General features: G+C 40.7%; 10 protein-coding genes and 1 pseudogene. 9 read left to right on the top strand and 2 right to left on the bottom strand.

Going from position 1 to position 19,195, the window contains the following annotated elements; all coding sequences use genetic code 11:
• The first annotated feature begins 17 nt into the window (after positions 1-17).
• From ACO1XM_RS19875 to ACO1XM_RS19860, 4 genes are all read left to right on the top strand, one after another.
• A complete protein-coding gene (locus ACO1XM_RS19875; protein ID WP_486232292.1) occupies positions 18-1,493 on the top strand; it encodes a SusD/RagB family nutrient-binding outer membrane lipoprotein in 1,476 nt (491 codons plus the stop codon).
• A 30-nt stretch (positions 1,494-1,523) separates the two neighbouring features.
• Positions 1,524-2,033 (top strand): hypothetical protein, encoded by a 510-nt coding sequence (locus ACO1XM_RS19870; protein WP_486232290.1) that lies wholly within the window; start codon positions 1,524-1,526, stop codon positions 2,031-2,033.
• Between the two features lie 117 nt (positions 2,034-2,150).
• A complete protein-coding gene (locus ACO1XM_RS19865; protein ID WP_486232288.1) occupies positions 2,151-4,619 on the top strand; it encodes a zinc-dependent metalloprotease in 2,469 nt (822 codons plus the stop codon).
• Positions 4,620-4,827: 208 nt separating this feature from the next.
• Positions 4,828-6,759 carry a tetratricopeptide repeat-containing sensor histidine kinase gene (locus tag ACO1XM_RS19860; RefSeq protein ID WP_486232286.1) on the top strand — a complete coding sequence of 644 codons (1,932 nt, stop codon included), beginning with the start codon at positions 4,828-4,830 and terminating at the stop codon, positions 6,757-6,759.
• 42 nt (positions 6,760-6,801) lie between these two features.
• On the opposite strand, the gene ACO1XM_RS19855 is transcribed toward ACO1XM_RS19860, so the two are convergent.
• Positions 6,802-8,976 carry a 7TM diverse intracellular signaling domain-containing protein gene (locus ACO1XM_RS19855; RefSeq protein ID WP_486232284.1) on the bottom strand — a complete coding sequence of 725 codons (2,175 nt, stop codon included), beginning with the start codon at positions 8,974-8,976 and terminating at the stop codon, positions 6,802-6,804.
• Positions 8,977-9,033: 57 nt separating this feature from the next.
• Positions 9,034-9,644 (bottom strand): annotated as a pseudogene (locus ACO1XM_RS19850) (arylesterase).
• A 137-nt stretch (positions 9,645-9,781) separates the two neighbouring features.
• Between ACO1XM_RS19850 and ACO1XM_RS19845 the strand changes: the two are divergent.
• The 5 genes from ACO1XM_RS19845 to ACO1XM_RS19825 all read left to right on the top strand — a co-directional run.
• Positions 9,782-10,468, top strand: a complete 687-nt coding sequence (locus tag ACO1XM_RS19845; protein ID WP_486232282.1) for an ABC transporter ATP-binding protein — start codon at positions 9,782-9,784, stop codon at positions 10,466-10,468.
• A 90-nt stretch (positions 10,469-10,558) separates the two neighbouring features.
• The gene (locus ACO1XM_RS19840) at positions 10,559-13,123 is read left to right on the top strand and encodes an ABC transporter permease (RefSeq protein WP_486232280.1); all 2,565 of its coding nucleotides are present in this window, start codon (positions 10,559-10,561) and stop codon (positions 13,121-13,123) included.
• Positions 13,120-16,431: a DUF7948 domain-containing protein gene (locus ACO1XM_RS19835; RefSeq protein ID WP_486232278.1), complete on the top strand. Its 3,312-nt coding sequence runs from the start codon at positions 13,120-13,122 to the stop codon at positions 16,429-16,431. The genes ACO1XM_RS19840 and ACO1XM_RS19835 overlap by 4 nt, the downstream gene beginning before the upstream one ends.
• A 295-nt stretch (positions 16,432-16,726) precedes the next feature.
• Positions 16,727-18,007, top strand: a complete 1,281-nt coding sequence (locus tag ACO1XM_RS19830; RefSeq protein ID WP_486232276.1) for a hypothetical protein — start codon at positions 16,727-16,729, stop codon at positions 18,005-18,007.
• A gap of 12 nt (positions 18,008-18,019) precedes the next feature.
• Positions 18,020-19,195 (top strand): hypothetical protein (locus ACO1XM_RS19825; RefSeq protein ID WP_486232274.1); only part of this gene is annotated, 1,176 nt, incomplete at its 3' end.

The following is a 19,195-nucleotide window of genomic DNA, read 5'->3' as shown; positions in this document are numbered from 1 at the left end:
AGATTAACAATTGCGATATGAAAAATTTAAAAACACTTTATAAAATACTGTTTGTCCTCCCGGCTTTTCTGGTTCTGGGGTGTGATGACTTTCTGGATGTAAATCAAAGTAAAAATAACCCAACATCTGGTCCTCCCTCTGTGTTGTTGCCAACAGGTTTAGTAGGATCGGCATTTGCCAATGCCAATGAACTGAATCGCTTTGCTTCAACTGTAATGGATTATACATATGGTGCTGCTGGTAATCCTGGTGCCTACGATGCTTATAATATTGATGGTGGAAACTTTGGAAATCAGTGGCGCTTTGAAATTTATGCTGGTGCTATTGTAACCTACAATGATGTAATTAAATATGCAACAGCTGTGGGAGCCAACTCATACATTGGTATAGCTAAGATTATGAAGGCATACACTTTCAGTATAGCTACTGATGTGTGGGGAGATGTTCCTTACTCGCAAGCAGCACAGGGAGAAAAATTCCTTCAGCCTCGATTAGATAGTCAGGAAGATATTTACAAAGGCAATGCAAGTCTTGAAATACAAAGCTTGTTTGATCTGATTCGTGAAGGTCTGGCAGACTTAGATAAAGTTTCTACAGCTAATCCAGGTACTGATGATGTTGTATATAATGGTAACCTTGCCAATTGGAGGCGTGCAGGGTACACACTCATGCTGAAGCTAGCTTTGCAAATGAGTGATCGTGAGCCTGCATTAGCTACTTCAATTATTAACGAAGTACTGACTGCAAATAATTACATAACAACAAATGCAGCTAACCTTTCTGTTAGATTCGGTGCTTCAACAGGTAGCCAGAGTCCCATCCATACCTGGACAAGTGTAAGCTCATTTCAAAACGAAATAATGGTGAGTACTGGATTTGTGAATCTTTTGCAGGGATTAAATGATCCACGCCTCGATTTATTTGTAACCAAACCTACGGGCTCTTTTGTAACCTATGAAAATGGTTTTATTGGAACCTTAGCACCCGCTGGTAACAGATCCAGATGGAATAGTGCAGTTACAGGTGCAAATGGTGTCGGTCCTGTTCGTTTGGTTACCAATGCACAGCGCGCATTTATACTTGCTGAAGCTGCACTTCGTCTGCCAGGTGTAAACTTGCCTGCCGGCCAAACACCTCAAACCCTTTTTGCAGAAGGCATCAGGGCTTCCATGGCTGAGGCTGGTATTGCAACAGCAACCATTGATAGCTACTTTACCAATAACCCTACGTTGGTTCTGTTGGCAGGTACTACTGAGCAGCAAATTGAACAAATCATCGTTCAAAAATATATAGCTGGTACCGGTAATGGTCTTGAAGCATGGAATGATTACCGCAGAACAGGTTACCCCAATTTCCCTGAGCATTTGAATGCGGTGGGTATTGATGGCAAAAGACCTAGAAGAGCACAGTATATCAATGAAGAGATTCAGCGTAATCCAAACTTTGCTCCTGTTGTGCTGCCTAATGTGAACGTGTGGTGGGATGTTAATTAATGTGGATTGAATTTATTAAATGATCAGATTATGAAAAATCTATTAAGAATATTTTGTGGCTTACTGTTGATGACGGCCGTTTCATCATGTGAGGATGAGTTTGAAGGAGAGATTGTTCGTGATAATCTTCCTGAAATTCCGGTAACGTTCGAAGGAGCCACCACAGCTGGCTTCAGTCCATATTATGCAGTGTCATTTGCTAATGGTAACTTTAGCATTACCCTGCGTATTCCGGAAAACTCTCCGCTTAGAATAAAGGAAGTAACCCGTGTTGTGGCAGGTGCGACTTCTATTAACGTTGCATCGCTTACAGATCCTGCAAGCATTCAATACTTGAATGCACCGGCTGCAGTAAATGGATATACTTATACCTTAACAAGTTCACTAACAGAATTTAATACAAAGGTTGCGACCGCGGCAAGAGTAACTTCAGCACCAGCGGCTGGTGCTTTTACAGAGCGTGCTTTTATGTTTTTATTAACCATGGAAGATGACTCAATCATTGTTCCTGTTCAGGTAAGGTTAAGAGTACAACCTTAAATCAACAATTATGCTAAAAGGGGCTGCCTCAAAAGGGCAGCCTTTTTTATGCCAGTTATCAAAAAATAGTTGCGTTACCGGCATGGAATAAATAGATTGAGCAAAACCTTTTATCCTATGCTACGCACTTTACTCCTCACGCTGGTACTATTTTCGGCTACTCAGCTACTGTTGGCGCAAAAGAAAAGCCAAACAGTAAATCAACCAGCTAATACGGAAGGACCCATTGCCGGTAAAATAAAATCTTATCAGGCATTCAAAGGCTTCATCGACTACTATTATGATGAGAAGGCTGACAAAATATATTTAACGCTTGATAAACTGGATACTGAATTATTATATGTTGTTTCCTTATCTGCCGGTGTAGGCTCTAATGACATAGGGCTAGATCGCCTGCAATTGGGTGGTGAGCGTATTATTAAGTTTGAAAGAAGAGGACCTAAGGTATTGATGGTTGAACCTAACTACCGCTATCGTGCCATCAGTAATAATGCAGATGAACGCAAAGCAGTTGAGGAAGCTTTTGCGCAATCTGTATTGTGGGGTTTTAAAATTGAAGCAGAAGAAGGGAATAAAGTATTGGTAGATGCTACTGATTTCTTCTTACAAGATGCACATGATGTTTCAGGCACCTTAAAAAATACAGGTCAGGGTAATTATTCTGTTGATAAGTCGAGGTCTGCATTTTACCTGCCACGCACGAAAAACTTTCCTAAAAACTCTGAAGTGGAAGTAACACTTACTTTTACAGGTCAACCTGCTGGTGGTTATATCCGCAGTGTAACCCCTACAGCCAGTAGCGTTACCGTTAGACAGCACCATTCTTTCGTAGAACTTCCGGATAATAATTATAAACCAAGAGTATTTGATCCACGTGCAGGTTATTTCAGCATGGCCTATTACGACTACGCAACGCCCATTGATCAACCCATAGAGAAACGATTCATCACACGTCATCGGCTGGAGAAGAAAGATCCTGCTGCAGCCATGAGTGAAGCTGTAGAACCCATTATTTATTATCTAGACCGTGGTGCTCCCGAGCCTATACGTTCTGCTTTATTGGATGGTGCACGTTGGTGGAATCAGGCTTTTGAAGCAGCGGGTTATAAAAATGCCTTCCAGGTTGAACTACTGCCGGAAGATGCCGACCCGATGGATGTTCGCTATAATGTGATTAACTGGGTACATCGCTCTACACGTGGTTGGTCCTATGGTGCTTCTGTAACAGATCCACGCACAGGTGAAATTATAAAAGGGCATGTTACTTTAGGATCATTGCGCGTAAGACAGGATTATTTAATAGCTGAAGGCTTATTAGCTCCCTATGAAGAAGGCAAACCTGTATCTAAAGAAATGCAGGAACTGGCCGTGGCCAGATTGAGACAGCTATCCGCTCACGAAGTAGGGCATACCATCGGCCTTGCGCACAGCTATTCATCGAGTGCAGAGAATCTTGCTTCTGTAATGGACTATCCACATCCTTACGCTTTTTTAAATAATGGAAAGATTGATGTTAGTAAAGCATACGATGATAAAATTGGCAACTGGGATAAAGTAGCTATTACCTGGGGTTATCAGGACTTTCCTGAAAGTGTAAATGAAGAGAAGGCATTGAATGACATTATTCAACAATCACTTAAAGACGGACTTACTTTTCTTTCTGATCAGGATGCAAGACCCACAGGAAGTGCCCACCCTTATGCGCATTTGTGGGACAATGGGAAAAACCCTGCTGATGAACTTATACGTGTGCTGGATGTAAGAGCCCTTGCCTTGAAGAATTTTGGTGAACGCAATATTAAACCAGGTGCACCCATGGCAACTTTAGAAGAAGTGCTCGTGCCTATGTATTTCTTTCATCGCTACCAGACAGAAGCAGCAGCAAAAATGATTGGTGGTTTAAACTATCGGTATGCATTGCGTGGCGATGGCCAATTAACCACAGAGATGATCAGTAAAGATGAACAACTGAAGGCACTGAATGCATTGTTAAAAACAGTAACACCGGCCACTTTGCTACTCTCCGAAAATATAGTCAAACAAATACCGCCCCGCCCTTTAGGTTATGGCCGCCATCGGGAGTTATTGAAATCAAGAACTGATCTTACCTTCGATCCAATCACAGCGGTAGAAACTGCTTCGGATATGACATTTGCTATACTGTTACACCCGGCACGTGCTACCAGATTGATTGAGCATAATGCCAGAAATCAGAATCAGCCAAGTTTAGATTTTATATTAGATAAGATAATAGAGCATACAGTTAATGCACCTGAAAAAACCGGTGTTGAAGGATTGGCGCAGCAACAAATCAACATAAGTTTCATCAATCATCTTCTCAGGTTGGCCTCAGCAGGGGAGAGCAGTGAACAGGCGAGAGGTACAGCCTTGCGTAAAGCGCAAGCCATCGAATTAAGCCTGAATGCAAAAAAATATACACAAGAATCCTGGCTTGCTTATAGGACCTCCGTTATAAATAAACTGGCTGACTTCAGACAAAATCCTGAGAATTATAAACCGCAACAGGCGCCAGCACCCCCTCCAGGCCAACCCATAGGGGATGGTTATGCCTGTGAATGGCATTAAACCGTGTTATAAAATTGTGCTGAATGCAGTTTAGCCCTATAAGTTTTTGATGTTTTGATGGTTACCAGGCCAAAAATTGGGCTTTATGCCCATAATACATGCTTTTTCTGCAATCGGTGGTTGTCTAAAAACATGTAAGGTTTGCTTTTATATTTTATGGGCTTTGCATCTACTGTACCCTACCTTTCGGGATAGTCTGGTTCTATACATGCGATTGAAACTTCATTTTTTAAGCTTTTTAGTTTTACTCACCTTATCCTGGTCGGTTCAGGCACAACTATCCTACAGAGATAGGTTGCTGCGCATGCCTGATGATACCCTAAAGATTAAGGTAATCAGAAATCTTGTTGACAGTTTAAGAGAAAGGAGCAGCCATGAAGCTTTGCAACTGGCCTTAGAAGGCAAGTTGCTTTCAGAACGTCTTGGTTATAAAAAAGGTACAGCGCAGATGTTGGAAAGCATCGCCTGGATGCATTATAGAAATAGCGATCTATCAGAAGCCTTGCGCATTGCGACAGAGGCACTCAATGTGGCAAAAGAAATTAACGATAGAAGTACTGTGGCCAGTAGCCTGATTAGTATTGCCGCTATTTATTTCGATCAGAAACAATTTGAAATAGCCATCACACATTTTCGTGAAGCAGCTAACATAAGCAGACAAGCGGGTGATCTTAAAACCTATGGCAGAAGTTTGAATAATATTGGTTTCTCTTTTATTCAATTAGCGAACTATGATTCAGCGACCTATTACAGTACCTTGAGTTATGACCTCTCCAAACGAACAAATGAATTTTATGTACTGGGTTTTGCTTGTAGAAATTTTGGGGAAATAGCTGTAGCCCAGGCAAATTTCGCAAAGGCAATTATTTATTATAATGAAGGTATCTCATTAGCAGAGGCCTCTAATAATAATTACTTGAAAATTTCACTCCTTTATCGATTAGGGGCGGTCTATAATCATCTGAAAAATCCTGATAAGGCGATACCACTGCTGCAAAAAGCTGTACAGATTGGCAAGCAATATTCTTACAGAGATGAGTTGGAGCCCTCACTGAGACAATTAGCAGCAAGTTATATTTTACTTGACGACCCTTTGACTGCTTACGCATTTCAGTCGGAGTACATCGCACTACACGACTCACTCACTAACCTGCGAAGAATTGAACAACTAAGTGTGGCACAAGCTAAGTTTGATTCCGAATTAAAACAGGCGCAGATTGAAGTGCTCACCAGAGATGCCGCCTTACAGCAAGAGTCGTATAACCAGCAACGCCTTTTCACGTATTTATCAATCGGCTGCGCAGCTGTATTGCTCATTTTTATGTTTGTGCTTTGGTATAATAACCGCAGGATTAAAGGAGCTAAAAAAGTTGTGGAGCATAGAAATGCTGAGATTAAAAAACAAACCACTTTACTTCGCGAATCGAATGCAACAAAAGATAAACTTTTCTCCATTATCAGTCACGATTTAAGAAGTCCGCTGGGGGGCTTGAAAGGACTAATGGAATTGATAAGTCGTGAAGGATTGACGCAAGAAGAATTTATTCAGGTATCTAAAAATCTGAGAAAAAACATTGACTCTGTTTACGATGATCTTGACAATCTTTTACATTGGGCACAAGCACAATTGAATGGTATTAAATCCAATAAAGGTTTATTTAATTTATTCGAGCTTGTTAATAGCAAAATACATTTATTTGAAGAGGTTGCCCGAAATAAAGAAATTGCCATTATCAATGCAGTAGATCCATCAATATTCTTGCAGGCTGATATCAATCAGATCGGATTAGTAGTTAGAAATTTATTGGCGAACGCAGTGAAGTTCAGCCACATCAGGGGGCGTATCGAAATATTGGCCTTAAGAAAGGGCCATGATATTGAGATAAGTGTAACTGACAAAGGTGTAGGCATGAGTTCGACCGAAATAGATAAACTTTTTCAGACAGAAACGCATTTTACCAAGCGTGGCACAGGAAACGAAAAAGGTATGGGACTTGGCTTGTTATTAGCTAAAGAATTTGTGGAGAGTAACGGAGGCGAAATTTTGGTAATGAGTGAACTTGGTAAAGGCACTACCTTCAAAATTATTCTTAAAAATCAAAAGGCGTCAAAAGAGCAAACAGCATTAGAGGTAGCTTAAGACAACTCAGCATTCTAACGGATGCGGATACGAGATGTAATGCTATTTTGGAGCTGTGAGCACAATCATAAACGTGGTACCTTCATCCAGTCTGCTCTCGACACTTATTTTGCCACCCATCGATTCTACCTGTGTTTTAACCAGGTGCAGTCCTAAGCCCTTACCCTCTGTATGAAAATGAAAGCGTTGATACATGCCAAAGAGTTTGTGTTCATTTACAGGTAAATCAATACCAATGCCGTTATCCTTTACTGCGATTAACATTTGATTGTCATGCTTTTGCGCAAAAATATGGATGTGTGGTAAACGCTCTGGTGAACGATACTTGATGGCATTGCTTATCAGGTTAAAGAATACACTTTCCAGATAAGCCGCCAGACACAGCACAATATCGTCATCGCCAATTGTTATGCTTAACTGAACATTGTTGCGCTCTAATTCAGTTTGCAGCAAGGCTTTTACTTTGTTGATTGTATGCGTAATAGATACTGCTTCATATTTTTCTGTTAGTCCTTTTTTAATATCCAGTATTACAGATAAATCCTTTATAACCTGATCTAAATCGTACCCTGTTTTTTGAATTTGATTTAAAATATATCCTCTCTCTTTGTCATCTACCGATGGGACGTGTAATAAATTAATAAGGCCTAAAATACGAGCAACAGGCGATCGGAGATTATGAGCTGTGATAAATGAAAATTGTTGTAATTGATTGTTGTGATTAACCAGCTCCTGATTAGACACATGCAAGTCACTGGTTTTTCTTTTCACCTCTATTTCAAGGTTCTCGGCATGTTGCCTTAATATTTCATTTTGATGATCAATGGTTTCCCATGCCGCTTGTAATTCGATGTTCTGTCTTTCAAGACTTTCATTCTGTAGTGATAATTGATCTTGTAATGTTACAAGCTCTTCATTCTGAGCTTGAATCTCTTCATTCTGTGCAGTAATTTCTATCGTGCGCTCGTAAACGGTTTTCTCTAATAACTCATTTTGATTTTTTATTAAGCTCAGATTTTCAAGTTGTACCTTTGTTTTCTCCTGCCTTAATTCCCGAATGCGATCAGCAAGGGCGAATGAAAAAAGAAGCGCTTCAAGGGCAATGCCGTACATGGGCGCTCCGGTTGTATAATGATGATAAGGTAATATACCTACAATATAGCTTAGGTAAGTAATCAGGCTAATAATATATAAAGTCCATCCGATTAACAAAAGCCTCGCAGGTTTTATGCCATGTATATAAGCAAAAGCAATACTACCTAATCCGTACAACGACACAGCTATACTATATATTTTGATTAAGGACGTGGTAACAATTGTATTGAACACAATTTGCAAGGCAATCAGTATAAAGCCGATGGTAATGACCAATAAATTGCTTTTATACAGCTTAGGTAATTTTTTTGAGAGATCCAGAAATGCTGAAATGAAAAAGAGTACAAAAATCATAACGCTGCTGATCATTGTATGATTGATTGTATTGATGTAGGGTCCGAGGCCTATGTTACCCCAGATATATTCAGCGCCAAAACCCATTGCTGTGATATCGTAACCGATGATACTGACAAGTAGATAGGCTACGTAATAGGCGTATACTTTTTCTCTTACAGCAAAAAGAATAAACAAGTTGTAAATAACGAGCGTAAGAATAATACCCATGAAAAGGCCATAGCCAAGTTCCTCGTCACGGTGTTTGGTAAACATTTCACGGCCTGTGCCTAAGCTAAGTGGAAAGGAAATATTACTGGTGCTTTCAACACGCAAATAATAAGTAAGTGGTTTATGGCTGGGTGGTATTCTGAATATGAAAAAGTTATCATCTACATCACGCGTAGATCTGTCGAAGAAATTACCTGTTTTAAGTTCATGCAGCTGTCCTGAAGAATCGCGGTAAATAAAATCTACTTTGTCGGCCAGGGTTTTTCTGAATTCAAGGTATAGTATCTGGTTGGTCTTATTCTCAAGCTTGAAAATACTCCAGATAGCTGATGAAGTATTTCCAAAATTTGGTGCGGGTTCAGCAATCTTTTTAAAATCAGATTGGATTGTGCTTCTTTCTAAGTCTTCAATTGTTAGAATTTTACTAGCGTCTTCGAGATATAACGCCCTGCTGCCAATTGTAATTACACCATCGCCATTTTTGTACGTAATCAGTTCCTGCCCATGGGCAGCAATTGACAGACAGGTGATTAAAATAAAAAACACGCAACGAGGCATCTACACGTGATTTTAGTGAAAGTGGGTATCCACAACCTTTACCCACTTTTAAATATACTATTTTAACAGGGGTTTCAATACGTTTGTTATGTTATTTGCCACAATCTTATGCCCCTCCGGATTGGGGTGTATGCCATCAGGTAAATTCAATTTCTCTTTACCTGCCACGCCTTCTAATAGAAAAGAAATAAGGGTAGCGTTGTTTTTTTTGCTAATCGCGGATATATGGTTTGAAACCCCGTGCTATAATCCTTACCCATATTTGGGGGTACCATCATACCCGCCAGTACTACCTTAACTTTAGGGTATTTGCTTTTTACCTTATCAATGATGGCTTGTAAATTTTTTTCAGTCTGATCAAGAGGCAAACCTCGCAATCCGTCATTGGCACCTAATTCGAGTATGAAAATATCTACTGGTTGTCTCAATATCCAATCAATGCGGGCAAGTCCACCGGCACTGGTTTCGCCACTGAGCCCAGCATTAATCACCTTGCATTGTTTAACCTTTTCATTCAATAATTTTTCAGTCAATGCTGGAAAGGCCTCTTCTGTAGAAAGGCCATAGCCTGCGGTGAGGCTATCACCAAAGAAGAGTATTGTTTTTGTTGAAACCGTGCCTTGTAATAGAAGAGCACTTGCAATAAAGAAAAGGGTTTTTGCGACCATGGAGTATAGTTGGTTATGTGTGCGGGCAATTAATTAGTTTGCCTTCATCAAATTAACTGTATCTTTTGTGCTTTTGAGGTAAAAAATGCAACAAATTGTTCAGAATTACGCTTTATTCTTTATTCAATAATTAACGCATGACTGTAAAACATGTTTTAGAGGCTGACCTGCTCACCAAAACCTATCAGGCTGCCGACCGACCACTCACTGTATTAGATGCTGTATCCTTTCAGGTAGAACAAGGCAATTCCCTTGCCATTATTGGTCCGTCAGGAAGTGGTAAAACAACTTTGTTAGGTTTATGCGCAGGGTTGGATGTGCCTACATCGGGTACGCTTTCCCTCATGGGATTTAAACTGAATAATATGAGCGAAGACGACAGGGCCTATTTACGCAATCAGTATGTGGGTTTTGTATTTCAGAATTTTCAGTTACTCGCAACCCTCACTGCCCTAGAAAATGTAATGGTACCCCTTGAATTAAGGGGCGAAAAAAATGTGGCGCCAAAGGCAAAGGAACTGCTGGAACGTGTTGGGTTGAAGGATCGCATGCACCATTATCCTACACAATTATCCGGTGGTGAACAACAGCGTGTGGCCATGGCCCGGGCTTTTATCACATCACCTAAAATATTATTTGCCGATGAACCTACAGGGAACCTCGATGAAGAAAATGCCTCGCACATTACCGATTTACTTTTTGGAATGAACCGCGAACAGCAGACAACACTTGTGCTGGTTACGCACAATTTAGAATTGGCTAAAATGACGCAGCGTATTTTACGAATGAAGGGCGGGAAGTTGATTGCGGACTCTTTCAATTGACAGTTGACAATTGAAAATGAATAAATCACAGCTTGCAGCGTGTGGCTGGCAACCAGGTCTTAAATTTATAGTAGAAAATACAGAACTACCTTGATCGAATACAGCATTAAAATAAAACGTAAAGTTAAAAACCTGCTTACCGATGGCTGGGTTTGGCGTATGGCCTGGCGCGATGCAAGGCATAATTATTCGCGCTTGTTTTTATTCATGGCTTCGCTCATTACGGGCATTGCAGCGGTGGTCGCTTTAGACTCACTGAATAATTCATTGCAGGGCGACATTGAACGCAATGCTAAAGAACTGCTGGGTGCAGATTTAGTGCTCAATTCCACTAAACAATTTGAAGGTGAAGTAGTACAAAGTATCGATTCTAATTTTGCACTGGCTGGGGAGGCAGAGCTCTCCTCCATGGTACTGTTTAAAAATACAGGCTATACCCGCTTGATTCGTCTTGTGGCACTTCAGGGAGATTTTCCTTTTTATGGCGAATTACTGACACGACCTGCTCATGCTTATGAACAAATGAAGACGGGGAAGTTTGCCATTATGGATGATGCCCTGGCAAGCCAGTATGAAGTGAGCAGCGGTGATACCATAAAAATTGGTAACACATATTTTCCAGTGGCTGGTGTGGTAACAAAAATTCCGGGTGGAGGTGGACTGGCTGCAACACTGGCACCTTCTGTTTATATCTCATTAGGTGAGTTAGATTCAACAGGCCTTGTGCAGTTTGGTAGTCGCATAAACTACAGCATGTACATCAAAACAACAAGCGATGTAGAAACAGAACAGCTAATAAAAAGCATCGAGCCACTTTCAAAAAAACATGGATACTCTTATGAAACAGTGCAGGCCCGAAAAGAAGGATTGGGGCGTGGCTTTAGTTCTGTTTATCGGTTCTTTTCATTGTTAGCCTTTGTGGCGCTTATATTAGGTTGCATTGGTGTAGCCAGTGCCGTGCATATTTATGCCAGAGAAAAGCGCGATGAAGTAGCGGTGTTGCGTTGTGTTGGTTCATCAGGCTGGCAGGCATTTGCGATTTATTTTATTCAGATTTTTATACTGGGTATTATTGGCAGTGCCATTGGTTCTTTAGCAGGCATTGGCATACAACAGTTGATCCCGATTTTGTTCAAGGGCTATTTGCCTATGGAAGTTTCATTCAGCATTTCATGGACTTCTTTATTCATGGGTTTTATAATTGGTACAATCGTATCTGTATTATTTTCAATGCTACCACTCGTGGCTATACGCTTTGTACCGCCTTTAACTGTGCTGCGCGCTGACGCCCAGGCTGTGCGCATTTGGTCCAAGACGAGAATGTTGGCCATTTTTCTGATTATTCTTTTTCCACTTTCCTTCGCAGCATACCAAACAAAAAGTTGGTTAACCGGTGCCTTATTCTTTGCAGGACTTGCCTTTGCACTGGCAGCCTTATCGATTGTGGCCTGGTTATTACTAAAAGCTGTGAAGAAATTTTTCCCAAGTCAGGCTCCTTTCGTATGGCGCCATGCCTTGGCTAATTTATTTAGGCCGAATAATCAAACACAAATGCTGATGGTAAGTATAGGATTGGGAGCATTCATTATTGCTACACTCAATACAGTAGAACAAAGCATGTTAAGTCAGGTAGAGTTTGCTGGTAACGAAAATCAGTCGAATACAATAATGTTTGATATACAACCACAACAGAAAGATGGTGTTATCAAACTGATGGAAGAAAATAAATTACCAGTCAATCAGGTAGTGCCCATTATTACCTGCCGCTTAAGTGAGCTAAAAGGGAAATCTGTAGAAAGTCTGCAAAATGATACGACAGATAGTGTTTCTAATTGGGCGCTAACCAGAGAGTACCGTGTTACGTATAGAGACAGCCTTCACAAATCTGAAGAACTGATAGAGGGCGAGTTGCATAAACGCATAGCGGGGAAGGATTCTGTTTGGGTAACTATATCAGAAGGCATGCATGAAAACCTGAACGTAAAATTGGGTGATTCACTTGTTTTTGATATTCAGGGGGTGCCTTTAAAAGTGCGTATAGCCGGTATCCGTAAGGTCGAATGGTCAGAAGATCCGCCTAATTTTATTTTTGTATTTCCTTCAGATGTGCTGGAAAATGCACCTCAAATATTTGTCACCACAACACGTATTGACGATCAGCAGGCAGCCAACCGCTTTCAACAACAATTGGTTATGACGTACCCGAACGTTTCTTTAATTGACCTGCGTTTAATTTTAAATACGGTACAGGCACTTTTTAATAAACTGGGTCTTGTTATAAGATTCCTGGCCTTATTTAGTATTGTAACCGGTTTGGTGGTACTGGCAGGCGCTATTATCAATAGCAAATTTGTGCGTATTAAGGAAAATGTGCTGTTGCGCACGGTTGGGGCACAGAGCCGACATATCACCCAAATTACCTTAATTGAGTATGCCTACCTGGGTTTATTTGCTGCCTTAACCGGAGTTATTTTATCGGTTGGGGGCAGCTGGCTACTGACTACCTATTTTTTCGAAATAACCTTTGCAGTTGACCTGCTTGAATTAGTATGGATTGTTGCCGGAATTGTATCTTTAACAATGCTTTTGGGCTGGCTTAATTTGCGCAATATTGTGCGAACACCACCCCTGCAAGTATTGCGTAAAGAGACATGATTAAAACCATTCAAATTTTAAAAGTTGTTTCCCTGGCATTCAGTTTATTGATGGTGCATGGCACATATGCTACTGATAAACCTGGCCTAAAGTTTATTGAGAATAAAAACCAATGGGATGAAGCACTGTTGTACCGCGCCCAAATCAATGGTGGGTTTTTATCCTTAAACAAAAATGGTTTTGCTTTTCATTTTATCAATTATCAGCAGATCAATGAACAGCATCATCAACGAAAGCTTGCTCAGTTTGCAGAGGGTGGCGATGCACTGGTAGAAGAACAATGTGTTGATCATTGGTTTACCACACTTTCATTTTTAGGTACACAATCAGTTAAGCCCATAGCATCCGGGCGTTCTACCGAGTACTACAATTACTTTTTAGGATCCGATACTAATCATTGGGCATCTGAAGCATACGCGTATGAAAGTGTTTTATATCCGGAAATATATAAGGGCATTGATCTCCGCATTTACTCCTCGGGCCCTAATGCTAAGTACGATTGGATAGTAAAGGCTGGTGAAGATCCAACTCGGATACAGTGGCAATACAAAGGTTTTGATTCGTTGTATATTCAAACAGGTAGTATTTATGCAAGCACTGCCATTGCAGATGTAATCGAACGGAAACCTTATGCCTATCAGGATAAGAACGGGCATCGCTTCGAAATTCCTGTTGCCTTTGTGTTGGAAAATAATGTATTACGCTATCATTTTCCGGAAGGCTACGATCCATGTTTCGATTTAATTATTGATCCTTTATTAATATTTTCCACCTACTCAGGTGCAACAGCTGACAATTGGGGCAGCACTGCAACACCAGGAGAAAGAGGTACACTCTATTCAAGTGGCGTAGTGCGCGATAGTTATGTTGGTGCAAACGGACAAACAATTACAGGGAAGCTCTCAAAAACAGAGGGCTCATTTCAAACGAGTAATGCTGGTGGGTACGACATTGCAATTTTTAAATATGATTCTACAGGAAGAACTTTGTTATATGCCACCTACCTGGGTGGTGCACAATCAGATTCTCCGCACAGTCTGTTGGTGAACAACAATAACGAACTCCTTATTTTTGGTACAACCAGTTCTGCTAACTTCCCTACTTCAGCCAATGCCTACTCAAAAGTATTTAGCGGTGGAAATTCAGTACAAGCATCCACCATTGGATATGCGTTTGGAAGCGATATGATTATTTCGCGCTTAAGTGCCGATGGCAGACAATTACTGGCCTCAACCTATTTAGGCGGAACCGGTAATGACGGACTAAATGTACGCAACGGTACCCTTGTTAGAAATTATGGTGACGACCAACGCGGAGACATCATTGTTGATAACCTTGATAATGTCTATGTGGCTTCAGTTACTTCATCCGTTAATTTTCCTTTTGTAAACGGTTTTGAGAATACTTATCAGGGGGGCGTATCGGATGCAATCGTATTTAAAATGGATGCTGCTTTATCAACACTGGAATGGTCAACAAGCTTGGGTGGTATAGCGGCAGATGCAGCCTATTCCATTAAGTTTGATGCCAACGAAAATTTGATTGTAGCCGGAGGCAGTAGCAGTTCAGATTTCCCGACAACAACTGGCGTGTATCAAAGCAATTTTGCAGGCGTGGTAGACGGTTGGATTGCAAAGCTCAGCGACAAGGGAAATAGCCTGTTACAATCAACTTTTACAGGAACCAATGCATACGACCAGATTTACTTTGTAGATGTTGATGTGAATAACGACATCTATGTGTATGGGCAAACGACAGGTGACTTTCCTGTGACTGCAGGAATTTTTAGCGTACCCAACAGTGCGCAAACCATTCAGAAATTCAGCAGTGATTTATCCACACTCAATTATTCTACTGTCTTCGGATCAGGCACACGCGTTCCAAATATATCACCGACTGCTTTTCTGGTAAACGATTGTAATAATATTTATGTAGCGGGTTGGGGTGGTTCTACAAATCAGAGTCAGGGCTTTTGGCAAAGCAATACCAACAACATGCCCATTACAGCCGATGCTTTGCAGTCGACAACACAGGGAAATGATTTTTATTTTTTAGTACTAACTGCTGATGCTTCCGAAATGTTATATGCAACGTACCTGGGTGGTAATCAGACTGCCACCCATGTTGATGGAGGCACCAGTCGCTTTGATAAAAGTGGTGTAGTCTATCATGCCGTATGTGCCAGTTGTGGTGGTGGCGCTGATGATTTCAGAACCACACCCAGTGCCTGGTCCCGATTGAACAACAGCCAGAATTGTAACAACGCAGCTTTTAAATTTGATCTTTCTTCTTTGACAGCGCGCCTGCAAACAAACAACGAGTCGAAAACTTTACCTGGCTTTAATAAAGTCTGTATACCCGATGGCATCGTTTTTCAAAACTTCAGTACAGGTGGTGAAATTTTTGAATGGGATTTAGGCAATGGGGAAACCAGGGTATTAACAGATACAGCCAGCTTTACTTACTTTTATAATACACCCGGTTCTTATGTAGTTACACTCACTGCTATTGACCAGGGTACTTGCAAAGTGCGCGATGTAGCTACCAAAACAATTCAGGTTACTATTTCGCAATCACAGGTACAGGATGATGACGCCATTTGCGAAGGAGATAATTATCAGTTACAAGCCAGTGGCGCTGCACAATACACCTGGGTAAGTGACGATGGTAAAGAAGCTTTTAACACACAGAATCCTTCCATCAATCCGACAAAAAACACCAGTTATTATGTTACCCTCAGTGAAGCTTCGGGTTGCATCAGAAAAGATACGGTCAATATTGAAGTAGTACCTTCCATTGTGCCAGAGTTTAAGCTACAGCGCACGGCCAATTGTTTAGATCGTCCAGGCATAGAAGTTATCAATCCGCAGGCTGATAGTACTGATTATACCTTTACTTTCAGTTTTGGTGATGGTGCGCAAAGTGATTTGCCGGAAGTGAAACATACTTTTGAAAGTGATAGTTTGTATCGCATCAGGCTGATAGCCCAACGCGACTTCTGTGTATTTGAACAAGAACAAGTGGTGGACATTCGTTCAGTATTTATGCCGAATGTGATTACGCCCAAAGATACAGATGGTAAGAATGATGTATTCATGATCTGGTATGGCAAGGCGGGAAACACACCAGTCGATGCAGGCTTGCGCACCTCCGTCATTATTTACAATCGTTGGGGCAACGTTGTGTTCGAGACCAGCAATTATCAATATGATTGGAACGGTGAGGATTTGGTTAGTGGTGTATACTTTTATGAAGTAACCATTGAGGGCTACGCCACCTGTAAAGATTGGCTGCATTTGATAAAGTAGCGCAGCAAAGTGACTGTATTTTAAGCCCAATTTTTGTTTATTAACCCTCAGGTAACATTACCTTATTTCTAAGGTTGGTAAAACCAATTTAGCCCACTTAGAGGGAATTTTGTTGAATATATACCTTAATTTCAAGGTATTGGTGATGGCTAATTTTTGTTTTTTAGAGGTTTTAAATTTTAAAAGCGAATAATTCGAATATTCATTTTGTGGCAAGCGATTTAATAATTTTATTTGCCTCGGGCTTGACTTAGTGCAGCATTAATTTTTTCACATCTTATCTAAACCTTCATCAATGAAATCTTTCTTCATGGTGGCGCTGCTGTGCGCAGTAGCCTGTACAGCTTTTGCGCAATGGAACCCAAATAATCAAACAACAGGTAATATTTATTATACCGGAGGGAATGTGGGGATTGGTATTGATACTCCACAAGAAAAACTACACTTAAATGGTGGAATGGGGGTTCCGTTCGATTGGACACTTAGGGAAACTCAATTTAGCAGACCAATATTTCAAACAGGCTGGCAAACCATACTGGGCGACTACATCTCTATTAAACATGGAGGGAATAATTCCGAGAGTGGTACAATGGGTATGCGCATTAGCGATGGTTATGGTTTTGAATTTGGTTATAATGACTTCGTTACATCATTATTTAAGGTGATGACAAATGGAAATATTGGTATAGGTTTAGTCAATCCCGAAGGTAAGTTGCATGTGAAAGGCGTTGCATATTTTGGTAATGAAAATGGTAATTCCTGGCATAGGGTTGCTATTGGTGGTTCTGGTGAAGATTATGGGTCTGTTGGTTATGGTTATAAGTTTACAACTACAAACTCTCAATATGTTTACGCAGTGACGGACTTTTCGTCACAATTAAGATTTGATGCTGGGGGATTCACCTTTAGAACAGCACCGACAGGGACATCAGGTACTAATGTTGCTTTTAGTGACGTTATGAAAATTCTTCAGAATGGAAAAATAGGCATTGGAACAAATAACCCTTCATACAATCTTCAGATAAATAGTACAGCCTCAACAAATTTAAGACTCGTTTCAAATGGTTCTAGCTCAGGAAACCCTTCAATTGATTTGTTTGACAGTGTAAATGGAACAGAATTCGTATTATCACCAAGTTTAGGGAAAGTTGATTTGTTTACATATTCAAATCACGCCCTAGCTTTGGGCACCGCCAACAATGAAAAAATGAGAATAAACCCAAGCGGTAATGTCGGCATCGGCACAACCAACCCCACACAAAAACTCACCGTAAACGGTACTGTCTACTCCACCGAAGTTAAAGTAGATGTGAATGCAGGTACAGGCCCCGACTATGTCTTCGAACCTACCTACCAATTGCCCACCCTCACCGAAATAGAAACCTACATCAAAGCCAATAAGCATTTACCGGAAGTGCCTTCTGCCAAGGAGATGGAAACGAATGGCATTAATTTAAGTGAGATGAATATGCTGTTGTTGAAGAAGGTGGAGGAGTTGACGTTGTATATTATAGAATTAAAGAAAGAGAACGAAAAACAAAATCAACTTATTCTTGAAATTATTAATAAAAAATAGAAAGACAACTGTATGACAAAACTGCAACTATTAATGTTATTAGGAGCTACGTTTTTTTGCATCAATTCATTTGCACAAAACTCACCCCTAGCTATATGGGGTACCGGTTTAAATGGAACAACATTTCAGCAAACAGCAATCTATTCTGATACGGATTACGGACTATTGATTGAGGCTCCTAAAGACGCGGCTGATAATAGATTAAATATTTCATTTAATTGGCGAGGTGCAGGAGTAACTGCGCCATTATTCATACAAGGATCAACTCTAAATGTTGGTATCGGAACGTCAGTACCTTTAACAAATTTACATATAGGTAATTCGAATAACGGAGGTATCCGTATTGGTGATGCTAATGATATTGGAAATATTTCTGTGGCACTTGGTGCTCAAACAATTCAGTATAATCTGGATTTTTCAGGCTATAGAGATATTTCACCAGATCAAATAGGAGCACGAATTTCAGCGCTACGTTTCAATAGCTATGAAAATAATAACGCTTTAAGGCAATCAACGGGTCTTGCGTTTTATACTAACCCTACAGGGTTTAACAGTGGAACGACTGATTTGTATGAAAGAATGCGAATATCGCCATTGGGAAATGTGGGTATTGGAACGTCAACACCTTTGGCAAATTTACATATTGGGAATTTGAATAACGGAGGTATTCGCATTGGAGCTGCTAATGATATTGGGAATGTTTCTGTAGCACTTGGTGCTCAAACAGTTCAATATAATCTGGATTTTTCGGGTTATAGAGATATTTCGCCAGATCAAATAGGTGCACGCATTTCTGCTCTACGTTTCAATAGTTACGAAAATAATAATGCGTTAAGACAAACAACCGGCCTTGCATTTTATACTAACCCAACAGGCTCAAATAGTGGGACAACGGACCTGCTGGAAAGAATAAGGATAACCCCTGACGGCAACGTAGGCATCGGCACCACCAACCCTGACTCCAAACTCACTGTTGCAGGCGACATCCATAGTCGCGAAGTAAAAGTAACAGTAGATGCGGGCACCGGCCCCGACTACGTATTCGAGCCTACCTACCAATTGCCCACCCTCACCGAAATAGAAAACTACATTAAAATCAACAAGCATTTACCTGAAGTGCCATCTGCCAAAGAGATGGAGACTAACGGTATTAATCTCAGTGAGATGAATATGTTGTTGCTGAAGAAG

This window comes from Chryseotalea sp. (assembly GCF_057350905.1).
This window is presented reverse-complemented; position numbering and strand designations above follow the sequence as displayed.

Bases quoted from the DNA above. Each gene is read 5' to 3' on its own strand.
- ACO1XM_RS19835 (WP_486232278.1), top strand. From the start codon at position 13,120: ATGATTAAAACCATTCAAATTTTAAAAGTTGTTTCCCTGGCATTCAGT.
- ACO1XM_RS19865 (WP_486232288.1), top strand. From the start codon at position 2,151: ATGCTACGCACTTTACTCCTCACGCTGGTACTATTTTCGGCTACTCAG.
- ACO1XM_RS19855 (WP_486232284.1), bottom strand. From the start codon at position 8,976: ATGCCTCGTTGCGTGTTTTTTATTTTAATCACCTGTCTGTCAATTGCT.
- ACO1XM_RS19830 (WP_486232276.1), top strand. From the start codon at position 16,727: ATGAAATCTTTCTTCATGGTGGCGCTGCTGTGCGCAGTAGCCTGTACA.
- ACO1XM_RS19875 (WP_486232292.1), top strand. From the start codon at position 18: ATGAAAAATTTAAAAACACTTTATAAAATACTGTTTGTCCTCCCGGCT.
- ACO1XM_RS19845 (WP_486232282.1), top strand. From the start codon at position 9,782: ATGACTGTAAAACATGTTTTAGAGGCTGACCTGCTCACCAAAACCTAT.
- ACO1XM_RS19870 (WP_486232290.1), top strand. From the start codon at position 1,524: ATGAAAAATCTATTAAGAATATTTTGTGGCTTACTGTTGATGACGGCC.
- ACO1XM_RS19860 (WP_486232286.1), top strand. From the start codon at position 4,828: ATGCGATTGAAACTTCATTTTTTAAGCTTTTTAGTTTTACTCACCTTA.